This window comes from Kitasatospora cineracea, from assembly GCF_003751605.1.
GTDB classification, from domain to species: Bacteria; Actinomycetota; Actinomycetes; order Streptomycetales; family Streptomycetaceae; genus Kitasatospora; species Kitasatospora cineracea.
Genome location: NZ_RJVJ01000001.1, coordinates 1,102,206 through 1,119,467 on the forward strand (window position 1 = coordinate 1,102,206; position 17,262 = coordinate 1,119,467).

General features: G+C 73.9%; 14 protein-coding genes. 5 read left to right on the forward strand and 9 right to left on the reverse strand.

The window, feature by feature from the left end; all coding sequences use genetic code 11:
- Window positions 1–3 precede the first annotated feature (3 nt).
- On the reverse strand, window positions 4–1,314 hold the full coding sequence (locus tag EDD39_RS04875) for an ABC transporter substrate-binding protein (RefSeq protein ID WP_123553594.1): 1,311 nt from the start codon (window positions 1,312–1,314) through the stop codon (window positions 4–6).
- A gap of 143 nt (window positions 1,315–1,457) precedes the next feature.
- Here EDD39_RS04875 and EDD39_RS04880 point away from each other — a divergent pair, with 143 nt between their 5' ends.
- The 5 genes from EDD39_RS04880 to EDD39_RS04900 all read left to right on the forward strand — a co-directional run bounded on the left by EDD39_RS04880 (window position 1,458) and on the right by EDD39_RS04900 (window position 6,561).
- Entirely contained in the window at window positions 1,458–2,687 is a 1,230-nt protein-coding gene (locus EDD39_RS04880) for an ROK family transcriptional regulator (protein WP_123553596.1), read from the forward strand.
- Between the two features lie 147 nt (window positions 2,688–2,834).
- Window positions 2,835–3,137, forward strand: a complete 303-nt coding sequence (locus EDD39_RS04885; protein ID WP_123817730.1) for a hypothetical protein — start codon at window positions 2,835–2,837, stop codon at window positions 3,135–3,137.
- 165 nt (window positions 3,138–3,302) lie between these two features.
- Window positions 3,303–3,497, forward strand: a complete 195-nt coding sequence (locus EDD39_RS04890; RefSeq protein WP_123553600.1) for a hypothetical protein — start codon at window positions 3,303–3,305, stop codon at window positions 3,495–3,497.
- 61 nt (window positions 3,498–3,558) lie between these two features.
- The gene (locus EDD39_RS04895; RefSeq protein WP_123553602.1) at window positions 3,559–5,415 is read left to right on the forward strand and encodes an AfsR/SARP family transcriptional regulator; all 1,857 of its coding nucleotides are present in this window, start codon (window positions 3,559–3,561) and stop codon (window positions 5,413–5,415) included.
- A 150-nt stretch (window positions 5,416–5,565) separates the two neighbouring features.
- On the forward strand, window positions 5,566–6,561 hold the full coding sequence (locus EDD39_RS04900) for a helix-turn-helix domain-containing protein (protein ID WP_123553604.1): 996 nt from the start codon (window positions 5,566–5,568) through the stop codon (window positions 6,559–6,561).
- A 25-nt stretch (window positions 6,562–6,586) separates the two neighbouring features.
- Here the strand turns inward: EDD39_RS04900 and EDD39_RS04905 are convergent, their stop codons facing one another.
- From EDD39_RS04905 to EDD39_RS04935, 8 genes are all read right to left on the reverse strand, one after another.
- On the reverse strand, window positions 6,587–8,320 hold the full coding sequence (locus EDD39_RS04905; RefSeq protein ID WP_123553606.1) for a DHA2 family efflux MFS transporter permease subunit: 1,734 nt from the start codon (window positions 8,318–8,320) through the stop codon (window positions 6,587–6,589).
- Between the two features lie 43 nt (window positions 8,321–8,363).
- Window positions 8,364–9,539, reverse strand: coding sequence for a hypothetical protein (locus EDD39_RS39290; RefSeq protein ID WP_123817734.1), 1,176 nt, complete (start codon window positions 9,537–9,539; stop codon window positions 8,364–8,366).
- Entirely contained in the window at window positions 9,536–10,132 is a 597-nt protein-coding gene (locus EDD39_RS04910) for a 4'-phosphopantetheinyl transferase family protein (protein WP_208765452.1), read from the reverse strand. Before EDD39_RS04910 ends, EDD39_RS39290 begins: the two co-directional genes overlap by 4 nt.
- A gap of 827 nt (window positions 10,133–10,959) precedes the next feature.
- On the reverse strand, window positions 10,960–13,284 hold the full coding sequence (locus tag EDD39_RS04915; RefSeq protein ID WP_123553609.1) for a beta-ketoacyl-[acyl-carrier-protein] synthase family protein: 2,325 nt from the start codon (window positions 13,282–13,284) through the stop codon (window positions 10,960–10,962).
- On the reverse strand, window positions 13,284–14,312 hold the full coding sequence (locus EDD39_RS41905; protein ID WP_123553611.1) for an aminomethyltransferase family protein: 1,029 nt from the start codon (window positions 14,310–14,312) through the stop codon (window positions 13,284–13,286). The genes EDD39_RS04915 and EDD39_RS41905 overlap by 1 nt, the downstream gene beginning before the upstream one ends.
- A 36-nt stretch (window positions 14,313–14,348) precedes the next feature.
- A complete protein-coding gene (locus EDD39_RS04925; protein ID WP_123553612.1) occupies window positions 14,349–16,373 on the reverse strand; it encodes a GNAT family N-acetyltransferase in 2,025 nt (674 codons plus the stop codon).
- Between the two features lie 44 nt (window positions 16,374–16,417).
- A complete protein-coding gene (fabZ, locus tag EDD39_RS04930; protein WP_123553614.1) occupies window positions 16,418–16,969 on the reverse strand; it encodes a 3-hydroxyacyl-ACP dehydratase FabZ in 552 nt (183 codons plus the stop codon).
- On the reverse strand, window positions 16,966–17,256 hold the full coding sequence (locus EDD39_RS04935) for an acyl carrier protein (RefSeq protein ID WP_030460294.1): 291 nt from the start codon (window positions 17,254–17,256) through the stop codon (window positions 16,966–16,968). The genes fabZ and EDD39_RS04935 overlap by 4 nt, the downstream gene beginning before the upstream one ends.
- Window positions 17,257–17,262 lie beyond the last annotated feature (6 nt).

The window sequence follows — 17,262 nt, forward strand, 5'->3', positions numbered from 1 at the left end:
TCGTCAGCTCGCCGGCATCTGCTGCTGGGCCTTGGACAGCTCGTCCTTGACCGTGGCCTCGGTGACCGGCTTGCCCGCGGCGGCGGACGCCAGCAGGTTCTTCACGGCGGTGCCGATCAGGGTCTCGAACTGGCTCTCGGTGGGGACCTGCGGGAGCGGCGCGGCGCTCTTCTGCAGGACGCCCGCGAGGGTCTGCAGCTCCGGGGTGGAGAACGCGGCGTCGGACTGCGCGGCCTTGACCGACGGCAGCGAGCCGTAGGTGCCGTTGAGGGTCTTCTGCTCCTCGTCGCTGGTCATGAACTTCACGAAGTTCAGGGCGCCGTCGAGGTTCTTGGTGTTCTTGAAGACCGCCATGTTGATGCCGGCCACCATCGAGGTGGTGGCCTTGTCACCGGTGGCACCGGCCGGGGCCGGGACGGGGACGACGCCGTAGTCGTCGGGGTTCATGCCGTGCGACTTGAGGTTGGCGCCTGCGGACTGCCACATCAGCATCGCGGCCTTGCCGGTGGCGAAGTCGGTCACCGACTGGTTGGCGGCGTACTCGGCGTTGCCGGGGGCGGCGATCTTGTCGTTGGCGATGAAGTCGACGTACTGCTTGACCGCGGCGACGGCCTCCGGGCTGTCGAAGGTCGGCTTGCCCGAGGCGTCGAAGAAGCCGGTGCCGTGCTGCATGCCGAGGGTGAAGACGTTGTGCACGTTCTCCGAGACGTTGCCGCCCTCGATCGCGATGCCGTACTTGTCGCCCGAGGTCAGCTTCTTGCCGTCCTGGACCAGCTCCTCCCAGGTGGCGGGCGGGTTGGCGATCCCGGCCGCCTGGAACAGCTTCTTGTTGTAGTACAGGCCGTAGGCCATCGAGTACAGCGGGACGGCCGCCGGGTCCTTGCCCTTGGCGCCGGCCGAGGCGATGGCCGACTCCAGGAAGCGGTCCTTGCCGCCGATCTTGTCGAAGGTGGCCTGGTCGAACGGGAGCAGCGCGCCGGTGGCCTGGAGGGAGGCGGACCAGGTGTTGCCGATGTTCAGCACGTCCGGGCCCTGGCCGGACGCGGTGGCGGCCAGGATTCTGTTCAGCAGGTCGGACCAGGGGATGACCTCGAGGTTGACCTTGATGCCGGTCTGCTGCTCGAACTTCTTGAGCTCGGGCTCCAGCACCTGCTTGTCGTTCTCCAGGCTGCTGCCCTGGTTGGAGGCCCAGTAGGTGAGGGTCTTCGGGCTGGAGTTGCTGCCGCCGCCGCTGTCGCCGCCGCCGCAGGCGGAGGCGGTCAGGACGATCGCGGCGGTCAGGGCGAGGGCGGCGGAGATCCGGTGGGTGCGCATGGGAGGAGCCCCTCTCGGGCTGTCGTCTCGTGGGGATGAAGAAGCAGTCAGAACTGCTTACTTCACGCCGAGATTTAACGTCTGAGAAAAGTAGACGTCAAGAGGCGCGACGGCGTAGATTCTGCAACGAAGAAGGGACACCGATGACACCGCGAGGCAAGCAGACCGTTCGCGACCTGCGCCGGAGCAGCCGTTCCACGCTACTGCGACACCTGTACTTCCACGGTCCGCTGAGCCGCCAGGAGCTGGGCACCGCGACCGGACTGAGCGCCGGATCGGTCAGCAACGTGACGGGCGAACTGCTCACCGACGGCCTGATCGAGGAGTGCGGGTCGGTCGAGTCCGACGGCGGCCGCCCGCGCATCCTGCTCCGGGTCACCCCCGGCCAGGCCCACCTGGTCGGCATCGACATCGGCGAGACCCAGGTCCGGGTCACCCTGTTCGACCTCGCGCTCACCGAACTCGCCTCCGCCGACCAGCCGCTGCTCGCCGCGCACGACCCCGAGCGGGTCGTCCGGATGATCGCCGGCGGCGTCGACCAGGTCCTCGCCGCCGCAGGCGTCCCCGCCGAGAACGTGCTCGGCATCGGCATAGGGGTCCCCGGCATCGTCGAGCAGGGCACCGGCCCCGACCCCGGCGCCGGCATCGTCGTGCACGGCCAGACCTTCGGCTGGGACGCCGTCCCGTTCGGCCGGATGCTGCGCGAGCACACCCCGCTGCCGCTGTACGTCGACAACGGCGCCAAGACCCTCGGCCAGGCCGAGATGTGGTTCGGCGCCGGCCGCGGCAGCCGGCACGCCGTGGTCGCCCTGTTCGGCTCCGGCGTCGGCGCCTGCGTGATCGCCGACGGCGTCCGCTTCCGCGGCGCCACCAGCTCGGCCGGCGAGTGGGGCCACACCAAGGTGCACGTCGGCGGCCGCCGCTGCCGGTGCGGCTCGCGCGGCTGCCTGGAGGCGTACGTCGGCGCCGAGGCGCTGGTCGAGCGCTGGGACGGCACCGTGCCCGGCACCAGCGAGAAGGCCGGCCTGGCGGCCCTGCTGCGGGCCGCCGAGGACGGGCAGCCCTCCGCCGTCGAACTGCTGGACGAGGCCGCGGAGTTGCTCGGCGCGTCCATCGCCGACCTGGTCAACCTGTTCAACCCCGAGCGGATCGTCATCGGCGGCTGGGCCGGCCTGCTGCTCGGCCCCCGGCTGCTGCCCGCGATCGGCGAGGCCGCCACCCGCTACGCCCTCTCCTACCCCCGCTCCCGCACCACCATCACCCTCTCCGACCTCGGCCCGGACGCGGTGACGCTCGGCGCGGCCACCCTGCCGCTGACGCATTTCCTGGACAGCGGCGGCGAAATGCCCGACCACCTCGCCGCGGCCGTCTGACCCCCGTCCGCCCTTTTCCCTCCGGTCCCACTCGTACCGCACATCCCGTCCGCTCGAGAATCGCTCGAGCGGACGCTTTATGCCACGGCATAAAGCGACCAGCCGGAAGTCGTTCGGGTACTTAGAGGCGGGACCGAAGATGGAAGCATGTATCTGGTTCACGCGAGGTTGCGCATGCCGGCCGGCGGCGGAGTGCCCCCCGGCCTGGCCGAGATGATCCACGCCCACGCCCGGGAGGCGGACGCGCTGGAGCACGTCAGCGTCCACGGGGAGGAGTCCGGCGAGGTCACCGTGGGGGTGTTCAGCCTGGCCCCCGGACTGGCCGAGGCCGAGGAGCGGGCCGCCGGCCTGCTGGTGCGGGCCGTCGACCTGGAGCCGGACCTGGCCGGCTCCGCCGTGCTGTCGGTGGGCGCGGCCCTGGTCCCGGGCCCCTGGTGGGACTTCGACTGAGGTCGGCGTGGACGGCTTAGGTCAGTGCATGTTCCGTCCAGCCGACCCCTGTTCCCTCCCGCTCCCGGGAGGCGCACAGTAGAGATGTCGGCGGGAGCGAGAGCCCCGGCCAGGAGCCCCGGGAGGGAATCCCGGGAAAGCCCACCAATTTCCGAGGAGAATTCCGTGCTGGTCACCCGTGTCTCCAAGTTCGCCGCTTCCGTGATCGTCGCCGTCGCCGCCCTGACCGTTTCGGCCGGCGCCGTGGAATTCTCCGGAAACGTCGCGGACGGCGCCGGGACCGTCCAGGTCGACCCGACCCCGACCGCCACCCCGCACCCGGGCGTCTCCCCGCAGGGCGACGTCACCTGGGGCGGCTGAGCCGGCCGGGCACGGCAGCGCACGACCACAGACCGAATCGCGTTCACGGGGGTGAAGGACGATGGAATTCCTGGTGCTGGGCGCCCTGGAGGCCCGCGAGAGCGGTGTCCCCGTGGACGTCCGGGGCATGCGGCAGCAGAGACTCCTGGCGCTGCTGCTGCTGAACGTCGGCCGGGTGGTGCCGATGGACTTCCTGGTGGACGAGCTCTGGGAGGACCCGCCGACCTCGGCCCGCCCCCAGGTGCACAACGCCATCCGGGACCTGAGACGGGTGCTCGCCGCGGGCGAGCACCGGCTGGTGACGGCCGACGTCGGCTACCGGCTGGCCGCCCCCGAGGACGCGGTGGACGCCAACCGGTTCGCCCGCAAGGTCCGGGAGGCCCGGACCGCCGAACGGGACGGACGGTTCGCCGAGGCGATCCGGCTGCTGCAGTCCGCCGTCGACCTGTGGCGCGGCGAGGCCTTCGCGGGCATCCACTGCCCGGCGGTGACCAGCGCCGCGGTGAAGCTGAACGAGCAGCGGATCGCCGCCGTCGAGGACCTGATGGCACTGCGCCTGAAGGTCGGTGAAACCTCCTCCCTGGTGGGCGAGTTGACCGCGCTGCTGGCCGAGTACCCGCTGCGCGACTCGCTGCGCCGCAGCCTGATGACCGCCCTGTGCCGCAGCGGCCGGCAGGCCGACGCGCTGGCCGTCTACGACGAGGGACGGCGCTTCCTGGCCAACGAACTGGGCCTGGAGCCCAGCCCAGGATTGCGCGCCCTGCACGCCGAGATCCTGGCCGACGGGCCAGGCGTGCACGGCGCCGCCGCCGCCCCGTCCGAGCCGCCCGCGCCGCGCCCCGCCCGGGTGCAGGAACCGCCGGACCGGCCCAACTGCCTGCCGCACGACCTGGCCGACTTCACCGGCCGGACCGCCGAGTCCGCCCTGCTGCTGGAGGCGGTCGGCCGACGGGCCCCGGGCGCCCCGCTGATGCTGGCGGTCGACGGGATGGGCGGCGTCGGCAAGACCACCCTGGCGGTGCGAATCGCCCACCAGCTGACCGGGCAGTTCCCGGACGGCCAGTTCTTCGCCGCGCTGGACGGCTTCGACGAGTCCCGGCCCCCAGTGCCGCCGATCCAGGCGCTGGCCGCGCTGCTGCGCGCCGACGGCCTGCGGCCCGAGGAGGTCCCGGCCTCGCTGGAGGAGCGCAGCGCGCTGTGGCGGGCCCGACTGGCCGGCCGGCGCTGCCTGCTGGTGCTGGACGACGCCGCGGACAGCGCCCAGGTCCGCCCGCTGCTGCCGGGCGCCGGGGAGACCCTGGTGCTGGTGACCGGTCGGCGCAAGCTCAGCGCCCTGGACGGGGCGGTGGCGCTGCCGCTGGACGTGCTGCCGCCGTCCGACGCGGTCGAGCTGCTGGCCCGGGTGGCCGGCCGGACCAGGGTGGCCCGGGAGCCCGCCCGGGCCGCCGAGGCCGTCGCGCTCTGCGGGCACCTGCCGCTGGCGGTGCGGATCGCCGCGACCCGGCTGCGCGACCGCCCGGCCTGGACCGTCGCCGACCTGGTCGCTCGGCTGGCCGACCCGGCCCGGCGGGCCCGCTGCCTGCGCACCGCGGACCGGGACCTGATGGTGCTGCTGCGCGCCTCCTACCAGTACCTGGACCGGGCGCAGCAGCGCTTCTCCCGGCTGATGAGCCGGCAGGCCGCGGGCAGCTTCGACCTCCAGCGGGCGGCGGCGCTGACCGGCCTGAGCCCGGACGAGGCCGAAGGTTTCCTGGACGTCCTGCTCGAACACAACCTGCTGCGGCAGGATCCGTCCGCGCTCTTCTCCTTCCACAGCCTGCTCCGTGACTGTGCGTCGGCGCTCCCCGAGCCCCCGGCGGAGCCGCTTCCCGAGGTCACCGAGCTGGTCGGGCAGCTGCTGCTGTCCGCCGCGGTCTGACCGTCCGTCAGGAGGTGTACGGTCGGTGAACTCCCGTCCGTTGTCCGGTCATCTTTCCGGAACATGACGGTCAGTGCGTGGTTGCTCCGCATCAGTAAGCTCTGAGTCCGAGCAAACGTTACTGGCGCTGATCGAAACGGGGATCGATTCATGCTGGACGCACTGGGACTCGACACCGAAGCCGAATCCATCTACCGCCGGATGCTGGCCGAGCCGCAGTCCGGGGTCGCCGCACTGGCCCGGTCACTGGGCCTCACCGAGGAGAGAGTCCGCCACGGGCTCGACCGGTTGAGCGAACTGGCCCTGGTGCAGCCGTCCGCCCGGGAGGGCATCGGGTTCCGGGCGGTCGGCCCGGAGACCGCGATGGAGGTGCTGCTGGCCCGCCAGCAGGCCGAACTCGCCGCCCAGCAACTGCGGGTGGAAGCCTCCCGGGCCGCCGCCGCGCAGCTGATCGCGGAGTGCTCGGCGCTGCGGCCGACCGCGACCGACGCCGCCTCCGAGCAGCTCAGCGGACCGGAGGCGATCCGCGAGCGGCTGGCCGAACTGGCCGGCTCGGTCCGCCAGGAGGTGGCCACCTTCGCCCCCGGCGGCGCGCACTCCGAGGAGGACCTGCGGGCCAGCCGGCAGCCGAACGCCGCCCTGCTGGAGCGCGGGGTGCAGATGCGCACCGTCTACCTGGACAGCGTCCGCAACCACCGGCCCACCCTGGACCACGTGACCTGGCTGAACCTGCACGGCGGCCAGGTCCGGACGGTCCCCGAACTCCCCATCCGAATGATCATCTTCGACCGGCAGCAGGCCGTGCTGCCGATCGACACCGAGGACGCCCGGGCCGGCGCCGTGGTGCTGCGCGGCGCCGGCACGGTGGCCGCGCTGTACGCCCTGTTCCAGGGCGTCTGGGACAGCGCGATCCCGGTCGGCGACCTCCCCAAGTGCGACGCCGACGAGATGCCCCCGCAGGAGCTCGCCGTCCTCAAGATGCTCGCCCAGGGCCACACCGACGAGGCGATCGCCAAGCGGCTGGGCGTCTCCCCGCGCACCGCCCGCCGGTTCGCCGCCAACCTGATGGAACGGCTCGACGCCCGCAGCCGCTTCGAGGCCGGGGTGCACGCCGTCCAGGACGGCTGGCTCCCCGCCACGCGCTGACCGCGGGCGCCGTGCTGACGTACCGTCAGTTCGCCGCCTGCTGCTGGCGCTTCTCCCGGCGGTCCGCCAGGAGCAGCGCCAGCGCGGGCAGCAGGGTTACCCCGTAGACCCCCAGCAGCCAGCCGAAGGAGTGCGCGAACGCCGCCGGCACCATGCCGCGGTGCGCCTTCGCCGAGTCGGTCAGCACCACCGTGACCACCGCGATGGCCAGCGCGCCGCCGATCCGCTGGGTCAGGTTGAGCTGCGAGGAGGCGTCCGGGATGGACTCCTGCCGGATCGACTGGAACGCCCGGGTCATCGTCGGCACGATGGTCAGGCCGGTGCCCAGGCCGCGCACCACCAGGCTGGCGCAGATCAGCGGGTACGCGGTGGTGCCGGTCAGGCCGGTCATCGGCACCGTCGCCAGCATGGTCAGGCCGATGCCGATCAGCACCGTCGCCCCGCCGCCGATCTTCCGCAGCAGCACCCGGGACAGCCAGGCCGCCGTCACCACGCCCAGGCCGCCGACCGACATCAGCAGACCGGTGTTCACCGCCGACTCGCCGCGCGCCGACTCGAAGTACAGCGGGATCAGCATCATCGGCGAGTACAGCACGAAGCCCAGGCAGAAGATGTTCACCACCGCGGTCGCGTACACCGGGATCTTGAACAGCCGCAGGTCCAGCAGCGGCGCCTTCGCCCGCAGTTCGCGCACCACGAAGACCACCGCGCCCAGCACCGCCAGGCCCACCGGCACCAGCAGCGCCGCGACCGCCCGCGCCCCGTGCTCGGCGTACTCGTGGATCGCCAGCACCGTGGAGACCGTCGCCGTCGCCGAGGACACCAGGCCCAGCACGTCCAGCGGCCGGGCGCTGCCGGCCGGCGGCGCGTCCTTGCGCACCCAGCGCAGCGCGGCCGCCAGCAGCACCGCGCAGAACGGGATGTTCACCACGTACACCGCCGACCAGCCGCCCCAGCCCACCAGCAGACCGCCGATGGTCGGGCCCAGCAGCGGGCCGATCAGCATCACCGAACCGTTCAGCGCCTGCACCCGGCCCAGGTGCTCGCGCGGCACCCCGCGGGTCAGCAGGATCGTCGACACCGGCGTCAGCACACCGGCCGCCGCGCCCGAGATGCCGCGCGCCGCGATCAGCTGATCCAGCGACTGCGCGGCCGCGCAGCCCAGCGAACCCAGCGCGAACAGCGTCACCGCGGCGGCGAACACCCGCTTCGTCCCGAACCGGGTGGCCAGCCAGCCGGTCGCCGGCATCACGGCCGCCAGCGCCAGCAGGTAGGCCGTCACCACCCACTGCACCTGGTTGATGCCGCCGAACCGGGCCGTGGTCTCCTGCATCGAGACGTTGACGATGGTGGTGTCCAGCAGCGCGATGAAACCGCCGGCCATGGCGATCACCATGGTGAGCAGCGCGGCCTTCGACGGCGCCTCGGCGGGGGGCGCCGACTGCCCGGGGGCGGAGGCGGAGTCCGGGGCCGGGGCCGCTGCGGGCTGCTCCTCGACCGCGACGGCGGCGGGGGCGTCCTCGACCGCGACGGGGGCCTTCGGATCGGGCTGCGCGACCGACTTCGAAGTCGGTTGCGGAGAAGTGGACTTGACGCTCTGGGCTTTGGGCTTGGCCGCGGCGGCGGGCTTGGCCGCGGTCTTGGTGGCGGTGGGCTTGGCGGCGGCGGCGGCGGTGGCGGGCTTGCGGGCCGGGGCCGGCTTGCGGCGGGCCTTGCCCTTGGCCGCGTTCACCGTGGTGCGGGCGGGTGTGGTGGGCATCTTCGCGGGTCCTTCATCAGCGGGGAGAGGAGGATGGGCCGGGTCAGTCGACCGCGAGCAGGGCGCGCTCGACCTCGTCCAGCACGGCTTCGGCGGCCGGGCGGGCGTCCGGGCGGTTGCGGCAGGACAGGGTGAGCTCGGTGCGGTCGTCGATCTGACAGGTGCTCAGAAACATCTCGGCGTACGGGACGAGCATCGGCAGGGTGTAGTACTCGGTGGGGCGGAAGTGCGCGGTGCGGTACAGCTCGGTGTCGATCCGGCCGTGGTCGGTGAGGATCGCGGTGCACGGGAAGCGGCTGCCGTCCAGCTCCTGGGCCTCGCGCAGCGAGTTGGCGAACGGGTTGTTGCGCAGGAAGTCCCTTTCCAGGGACGCGACTTCGCGCTTGCGGAGCATGGCGGCGAGCAGCTGGCTGTGCAGCCGGTTCCAGCGGTCCTCGCGGTGCAGGTCGAGCACCAGCTGGGAGGTCAGGTTGGCGGTGGAGCGCACCTCGCGGTCGTGCCGGCGCAGGTCCACCGGGATGATCAGCCGCCCGGTGTCGGTGGCCAGCAGCCGGGAGACGGCTGCGCCAACCCGGGCGGTCACCGCGGACGGGGTCGCGGCGACCGAGCGGCGCAGCCACAGCGCGGTGCCGTCGGCCTCGCCCTGCCCGAGGATCGCCGGGAAGCCGGCCACCCGGGCCGGGACGGGCGCCGCCGGGACGGGGGCGGCGGCGGCCCGGAAGTGCGTGTCGTCGACGGTGGAGTCGGCGCCGACCGGCTGTTCGCCGCGCAGCGCCCGGAACAGGTCCTCGATCCAGTGCCGCAGCCCGCGGCCGTCCGTGACGATGTGGCTGGCCCGCACCACCAGCCGGGTCACCGGCCCCTCGGACAGGCCGAGTTCGCAGACCGGGCCGGCCACCACGTCCAGGTCGCGGTGGAAGAACGGGTGCGTGAACCCGGCGTCGGCGGGCAGCACGGTGACCGGCGGGAGGGCGGCGTCGTCGGCCCGCCAGTTCGGGCCCTTGCGGCGCACCGCGAGCCCGGGGTTGGCGGCGGTGGACTCCCGTACCGCGTCGGCGAGTTCGGCCGCGTCCAGCCGGCCGGTGCCCTCGATCACCATCTGGATCAGCTGCGGGGTGCCGGTGGCGTTCGCGTTCAGGTAGCCGCGCTCGATCTGGGAGATCCGCCGGGCGTAGGACCTCCCCGGCGCGGCGGCGGTGGCAGTGGCGGTGGCGGTCATGCGGCGGGCTCCAGGGTCGGGGTGGCGGTGCGGACGGGCTGGGCGGCGGGGTCCGGCTGCCACCACCAGCGGACCCGGGCGGGGGCGTCGGTGGCCAGGGCCAGTTGCAGGCCGTCGCCGAGGTCGGCGGAGCGGACCAGGTAGCCGACGTTGGTGGGGCGCCAGCCCGGCCGCCAGTCCGGCAGCCGGACCCCGGCGAAGGTCTCCTTGCGGATGTGCGACGCCTTGATCAGCGCCTCGCACTCGGCGAAGTCCCGCATGGTGGCGGGCTCGCCGTCCGGCCGGCCGAGCAGCGCGCCCAGCCACTGCATGGCGAACGGCCGGTCCCGGTGGTCCTGCAGGTCCACCCCGACGGGCTGCCCGGACACCAGCGCCACCGTCGAGTACGCGGCGCAGTGCGCGACCGAGGCGGTCAGGCCCAACTCCGGTACGCTCCACCGCCGGTGCTCGTCCCGGGCCAGCTCGCGGGGCGACAGCCGGACCCCGTGCAGGTCGGCCACCGCCTCGGTGATCAGCCACCGGCCGGCGTCGTTCAGCCGGTGGCCCATCCGGTCCCGGGGCAGCCGCGGGTGGTGGGTGACCAGGCAGTCCACGACCGCCTCCTGCACCCCCGCCGGGGTCCGCTCCGCCACGGCGGCCGGAGCGACCGGGGCCCACCCGGCATCGGCCGCCGGCCGGGCCGCCGCGGGAACGGGGGCGGTGCGGGTGGTGATGGAGCCGGGGGCCGCGAGGAGGGCCGGAACCGGCCGCCCCCCGCCCACCAGCCGGGCGGTGGCCCGGCGCGCGGTGAGACAGGCCCCGGCCAGTCGGCGGCCGACGCCACCGGCCCCGGGACCCCCGGCGACCGAGCCGTCCCCCGCCGACGGCCCTCCCGCCGGGGACGGGGCCGCGGGCGCCGGAGCGGCCGACGGGCCGTCGGCGGCGGCGGGTTGCGCCGCCGGGGCGGGCCGCGCCCCTGGCCGAACGACCGGACCGCCGCCGGCAGACCTGGTCGTCCCGACCGTCGACGACGGTCCTGAAGGCGTGGGTCGACCGTCCCGCCGGACCCCCGCCGGGGCCCGGGAGGCGGCTTCGCCCGCCGGGGCCGACTGCCGCTCCGGCCGAGCAGCCGCCGGGCTTCCACCGGCCCGGCCGACCACCGACGGGCCCTCGCCCGAGGCGAGTCGACCGCCCGGCCGAGCCACCGCCGGGCTGCTCGCCGACGACCGTCCCGCCGGAGCGGACTGCTGCTCCGGCCGGGCCCCCGCCGGGTCGCCACCGGCCGCCCCGTCCGTCGGCGGCCGTCCGGCCCGGGCGGGTCGGCCGTCCGGCTGCGGGTCCGCCGGGTGGCGGGCGGCGGCGTGGAGGGCCGGGCCGAGGCGGAGGGACCGGCCGGCGGTGAGGGCGGAGGTGGGGGGCGGGGGTGTCCGTCGGGGGGTCATCAGGCCCTCGCGTCGAACACTGCGGCGGCGTAGGAGCCGCCGTAGGCGAAGCTGGAGAGCAGGAGGCGTCCGGCGGGGGCGTCGCCCGCGAGGGCGGCGACCAGGCCGAGGGCGCCGGCGGAGCCGTAGGTCTCGCCGAGCTGGGCCTTGGGGGTGCGGGTGGGGCGTTCGGCGAGGCCGGCCAGGGTGAGGGCGCGGCGCTGGGCGAGGTCGACCAGGCGGTAGCCGGAGGCGGCGGAGACCACGGTGTCGATCTGCTCGGGGGTGCTGTCGGCTTCGGCGAGGGCGGCGCGCAGGGCGCGGGCCCAGGCTTCGCCGTCGCGGCCGATCCGGCCGATGCCGGCCGCCTCGCCGGAGGCCCCGAAGCCGCGGACGTCCGCCAGGACGTTCGCGCCGCGGGCGGCGGCGGAGGCTTCGGACTCGAGCAGGATCGCGGCGGCGCCCTCGGAGAGGACGGTGCCGGTGCCGCCGCCGGGGACGACGTGCGGGGTCTTCGCGTAGCCGGGCAGCCGGGCCTGGGTGGCGAGGGCCTGGGCGGGGAACTCGTCGGCGACCACGACCATGATCCGGTCGGCCATGCCGCGGGCGATGACCCGGGCGGCGAGCTGCAGGGCGAGGACCGAGGAGGTGCCGCCGTTGGCGATGGTGGCGGTGTAGCCGCGGTAGCGGTGCAGCATCGCGACGTGGCCGGCGGCGGCGTTGACGACGGTGTTGGCGAACATCGCCGGGTTGGCGCCGGTGATGCCCTGTTCCAGCACGCCCTGGTGGAAGTTGAGGACGGAGGTGACGGGGCCGTAGCCGGTGGCGAAGACGATGCCGGTGCCCTCGGCCTCGGCCCGGGAGGGCTTGCCGTGGCGGTCGTACAGGTCGCCGACGGCGCCGGCGGCGAGCACGCCGAGCGGGTCCATCCGGCGGGCCTTGCTGGGGTTGAGCCGCTTGGTGACGGCCTTGACGTCGATCCGGCCGATCGGGCGCTCGCCGATCCCGGCGACCTCTTCGAGGGTGTCGAAGCCGATCCGGCCCTCGGCGAGGGCGGCGGTCAGTTCGGCGGTGGAGCCGGCCGAGCCGGCCAGGCCGGCCACGCCGGTGACCACGACGTGGTGCACGGGCTGGGTGTGCCGGGCCGAACGGGCGGGCCGGCCGGGCTTGTTGAGGACGATGGTGGCGTTGTTGCCGCCGAACGCGAAGGAGTTGGAGGCGACCACCTCGAGCGGCGCGGGCCGCCCGTTGTCGGGGACGATGTCCAGGCCGAACGGGGAGGCGGTGCCGCGGGTGTTGACGGTCGGCGGGATGACGCCCCGGTCGATGGCCATGGTGGAGACGATCGCCTCGACCGCGCCGGCCGCGCCCAGGGTGTGGCCGAGCATCGACTTGGTGGAGCTGGCGGGCGGCAGTTCGGTGCCGAACAGCAGCTTCACGGCCTTGGGCTCGGACACGTCGTTGGCGGGGGTGCCGGTGCCGTGCAGGTTGACGTAGTCGACGTCCTGCGGCTCCAGGCCGGCGGTCCTGAGGGCCTGGGCCATCGCGGCGGCCGCGCCCTTGCCGCTCGGGTCGGGGGCGGTCTGGTGGTAGCCGTCGCAGGAGAGGCCGTAGCCGCCGAGTTCGGCGAGCGGGGCGGCGCCGCGGGCGGCGGCCCGTTCGACCGACTCCAGGACCATGAAGCCCGCGCCCTCGCCGAGGGTGAGCCCGGTGGAGGCGGACATCGGCGCGCACGGCTCGGGGTCGAGCGCGCCGAGGGCGGAGAAGCCGTACGCGGAGAGTTCGGCCAGCGGGTCGACGCCGCCGCAGATGACGTGGTCGACCTCGCCCTTCCAGAGCAGTTCGGCGGCGTAGCCGAGGGCCACGGCGCTGGCCGCGCAGGCGTTGGAGAGCACGATCCGCGGGCCGCGCAGGTCGAACTCGGCGGCGATGTAGTCGCCGACGCACGGGAGTTGGGAGGCGGCGGCGGCCGGGGCGTCCAGCTCGCCGTTCTTGACCAGGCCGCGGTGGACGTTCTCCAGGGTCGGCATCGCGCCGAGGCTGGAGCCGACCACCACGGCGACCCGGTCGCGGTCCACGGTGTCCAGGTCGAGGCCGGAGGTGCGCAGGGCCTCGCGGATCGCGGTGGCGGCCAGCGCGTAGCAGCGGTCGAGGTCGGCGGGCTGCTCGGCGGTGACCATGCCGGCCCAGTCGGTGAGCAGCTCGGTGGTGTCGAACAGGGTGTTGGTCTTGATGCCGGAGACGCCCTGGGAGATGGCGGCCCAGCTCTTCTCGACGTCGTCTCCGGCGCCGGTGATCAGGCCGAGCCCGGTGAGGGCGATGCGTTCGGTGGTGGTGTCGGTCATCAGTGGATCCGGGTGGTGAGGGAGCGGGCGATGACGCGGGGCTGGGTGACGGTGCGCAGCGGGGTCACGGCGGCGTCGCCGGCGGCGAGCTCCAGGCCGGGGACCCAGAACGGGGCGTCCAGCAGGGCGACGACCAGTTCCTCCTCGGCGTTGGCGGAGGGGGCCTGCCAGACGACGGTGCCGACCTGCTGCCCGCCCGCGGTGACCGGGGTGCCGGCCGGGACGACGGCGCCGGCCGGGGCGGCCAGGGCGGTGGTCTTGGCGGTCTCGGAGGTGGGCTTGACCAGTTCCTCGGAGCCCTGGAACTCGCCGATCCGGTTCCAGTCGACCATCCAGGCCAGGTCGGCCTCGTGCACCGGCAGCCCGCCGAAGCCGGCCGCGTAGACGGACATCCCGGCCTCGGCCTGGACCCGGGCGAGGCCCTGCTCGCCGACCTCGGCGCCGTCCTCGGCGGTGACCGCGTCGAGGACCGCGGCGTGGGCGGCCTCGGGGGCGTTGGAGAGCAGCAGGTAGCCGTACTCGCCGGTGGTGCCGACCCGGGCGAGGTGGGCCAGCGCGGCGGGCTCGCCGGGGACGGCGGACTCGGTGACGCCGTGCAGGGTCAGGCCGGAGATGTCGAACTCGACGAACTTGGCGGCGGCGGCCCAGGCGTGCGGGCCCTCGAAGGCGCTGGCGCCCCAGCCCTCGGGGGCGACCTCGACGGTGGCGTCGGCGGGGGCGTCGACGGCCTCCAGGTAGGCGGTGAGCTGCTCGGCGGTGACGGGGGTGCGGGGCAGCAGCCAGGAGTCGTCGCCGATCTCGAAGTGCAGCAGGACGGCGAACGGGGTGCCGTCGGTGTTCAGCGCCAGGGCCTCGCGGACGCTGTCCGGCTCGACGTACTCGCTGGACTTGGCCAGGAACAGGTCGAGGAACTCGTAGCGGTCGCCGCCGGAGACCCGGACCAGCGGGGCGGTGATCCGGTAGGCGCCGATGGCGGTGCGGACGGTGGTGTAGTCGTCCTGCGCGGTGCGGGCGGGGGCGGTGGTCATGGTTCTTCGGTGTCCTTTCGAGGAGTTGACGGTGCGTCAGATTGCGGGTGCGGGGTGGACGGACAGCTGCCAGGCGGCTTCGGTGCCGGCCGCGGCGCAGCCGATCAGCAGTCCGGAGGAGGTGGTGCGCAGGACGATCTCCTGGGTGCCGGGGTCGCCCGCGGGGGCGACGTGCAGCCAGTGGCCGCTGCTGAGCCGGACCGCGGCGGCGGCGGCCCAGACCTGCCGGAAGCCGGCGCTGTCCAGTTCGCGGCGGGTGCCGGCGGAGTCGAGCACCACGGCGGTGTCGGCCGGGGTGTCGGGGGTGAGCCACAGGACGGTCTCCTCGTCCGCGCCGGGGGCGTGGACGTCGATCCGGACCGGCCGGGCGCACTGCTCGGGGGCGGTGACCTCCCAGCTGATCCGCTCCTGCGGGGCGGCCAGGCCGAGCGGGTGCTTCTGCTCCCAGGCGGGTTCGGTCGGGACGCCCCAGCCGAGGCCGGTGGCGAGGCTGTGCCGGTGGTGCTCGCGGGTGACCCACGCTCCGGCGCTCCAGCGCGGGTTGCAGCCGAAGGGCCGGGTGCGGGGGGCGGGGCTGCGCAGCACCTTGGTGCCGTCCTCGGTCCAGCCGGTGATCCCGCCGGCCGCCGCCTTGACGGTCAGCTTGCGCTGCCCGTCGAGGGGTCGGGCGTCCGCGGCCGGTCGGGTCGCGGCGGGGCGGGGGCCGGTGGCGAGCTCGGTGCGCAGGCGGGCGGTGCCGTCGGCGTCGGGCTCGAGGTGGCGTTCGACCAGGGTGGTGGTGATCAGCCGGACGGGGTGGCCGGCCGGGAGTTCCACCCGGTTGGTGCCGTCGGTCCAGGCGAGGGCGCTGCCGGCCGGGGCGGTGCGGGCGGCCGCGACCACCTCGGAGGTGTCGCGGACGCCGAGGCCGGTGCCGATCGGGTGCTGTTCGGCGGTGCCGTCGGGGCCGGTCAGGGTGAAGTCGCCCTGGCGCAGTCCGACGGTCTGGAAGATCCGGCCGGGCCGGGTGGTGTAGCGGAACTCCTGGTGCAGCACCCCCTGGTGCAGGGTGAGGGTTCCGGTGACCAGGTTGCCGCCGGTGTGCTCGGAGACCCGCACGCCGTGGTCGACCGGCTCGATCTCCAGCTCCCGGGCCTGGCCCTCGCGCCAGCCGGCCGAGCGGTCGGCCTCGGCGCTGGGCCAGGTGGAGACGAACACTGGTCCGTGGTGGCCCTCGGCGTGCACGGTGAGGGTGCCTTCGGCGGCGTCCAGTTCGGCGGTCAGGCCGTGGTCGCCGAAGCGGTGCGGCTGCCCGTCGCCGGGGGCCTTGACCTGGTAGGGCGGTTCGGCGATCCGCAGCTGCCGGGTGGTGTCGTCGGGGCCGGTGAGGGCCGCGTCGAGCATCAGGCCGCGGTCCACGTCGATGGTGGCGGTGAGCTTGAAGGTGCCGAGGGCCAGAGCGTAGGCGACGGTCCGGATTCCGTCCACCATCCTTACGTCGGAACGGAGTTCGCCGTCCCGGCCGTCGGTGACGTTGCCGAAGCTGCTGAGCTTGCCGAGTTCCGCCACGGCCTCGGGGCCGAGGTCGTGGAAGACGCTGCGCAGGATCAGCGGGATGTAGTTGTGCAGTTCGACGTTGCCGTCCTCGCCGGGGACGGTCTCGCCGACCGAGACGCAGCCGACCCGCCGGTAGAGCTTGAAGGCGACGGTGTTGGCCGGGTTGACGGTGAGGCGCAGCACCAGGCAGCCGCAGCGCATCATCCATTCGACGGCCTCGGTGAACAGCCGGCCGGTGATGACGCCGTTGCGGTAGGCCGGGGCGACGAAGAACATGTCGGCGATCAGTTCGCCGGCCCGGGCGGAGCGCCGTCCGGTGCTGTGGAACAGCCCGAAGGTGCCCACCACGCGGCCGTCCTCGGCGGCGATCAGGAAGGTCGCGGTGTCGCGTTCGGCGAGTTCGCGCTCCAGTTCGGCGCCGGTGATTCCGCCCGCCACCGGGTTGGGGTTGTCGCGGTGCCGGTTGTACAGCTCGGCGATGTCGTGCGCGTCGCCCTCCTGGTAGGGGCGGATCGTGATGGACATGGCACACCTCCTTGTCTGTGCTGGTCCGCTGGGGTGACGCCGGGTCAGCCCTTGCGTTCGGTGGTGACGATCAGCGAGCCGGCCGCGGCGAGTTCGGTGCCGACCGAGGCCCGGACCGAGACCGAGCGCAGGCCGCCGAGCTTCTGGCCGAGCTTGGCGTCGAGGGTGAGCTGGTCGCCGGGGACGACCAGCCGGGAGAACTTCATCGAGCTGATCGAGCCGAGGTAGCCGACGCTGGCCGACGGGTCGGCGGGCTCCTCCCCGGCGGCGGGGGCCGGGGCCTCCAGCAGTTCGGCGACGTAGACCACGGCGACCAGTTGGGCCATCGCCTCGACGATCATCACGCCGGGCATGATCGAGTGGTCGGGGTAGTGGCCGGCGAAGAACGGCTCGTTCACCGAGACGCTCTTGACGCCGCGTCCGGAGACGCCGGGGACCACGTCGTAGGCGCGGTCGATCATCAGCATCGGCCAGCGGTGCGGGAGCATCCGCTTGATGTCGTCGGAGGAGTAGGCGAAGGTCTTCGGCTTCTCCCGGCCGGCCGTCTTGGCGGCGGCCGCGGCCCTGGCGGGGGCGGGGGCGGTGGTCACGGTCAGACCTCGCGGGCTTCGATGAAGTCGACCAGGGCGTTGATGGAGCCGAAGGCCTCGAAGTCGTCGTCGCTGATCAGCACGTCGTACTCGTTGTTGATCATGACGACGATCTCCAGGGTGTCCAGCGAGTCCATCTCCAGGCCGCGGCCGAACAGCGGCTGGTTGTCGGAGACGACCTCGGCCTCGGCGTCCAGGCCCAGGCGCTCGATGATCATCGACTTGATCTTCAGGTTCTTCTCCAGGCGCTGCTCGGCCTGGGTCCGGACGTCCTCGAAGGTGGCGGTGGACATGGTGGG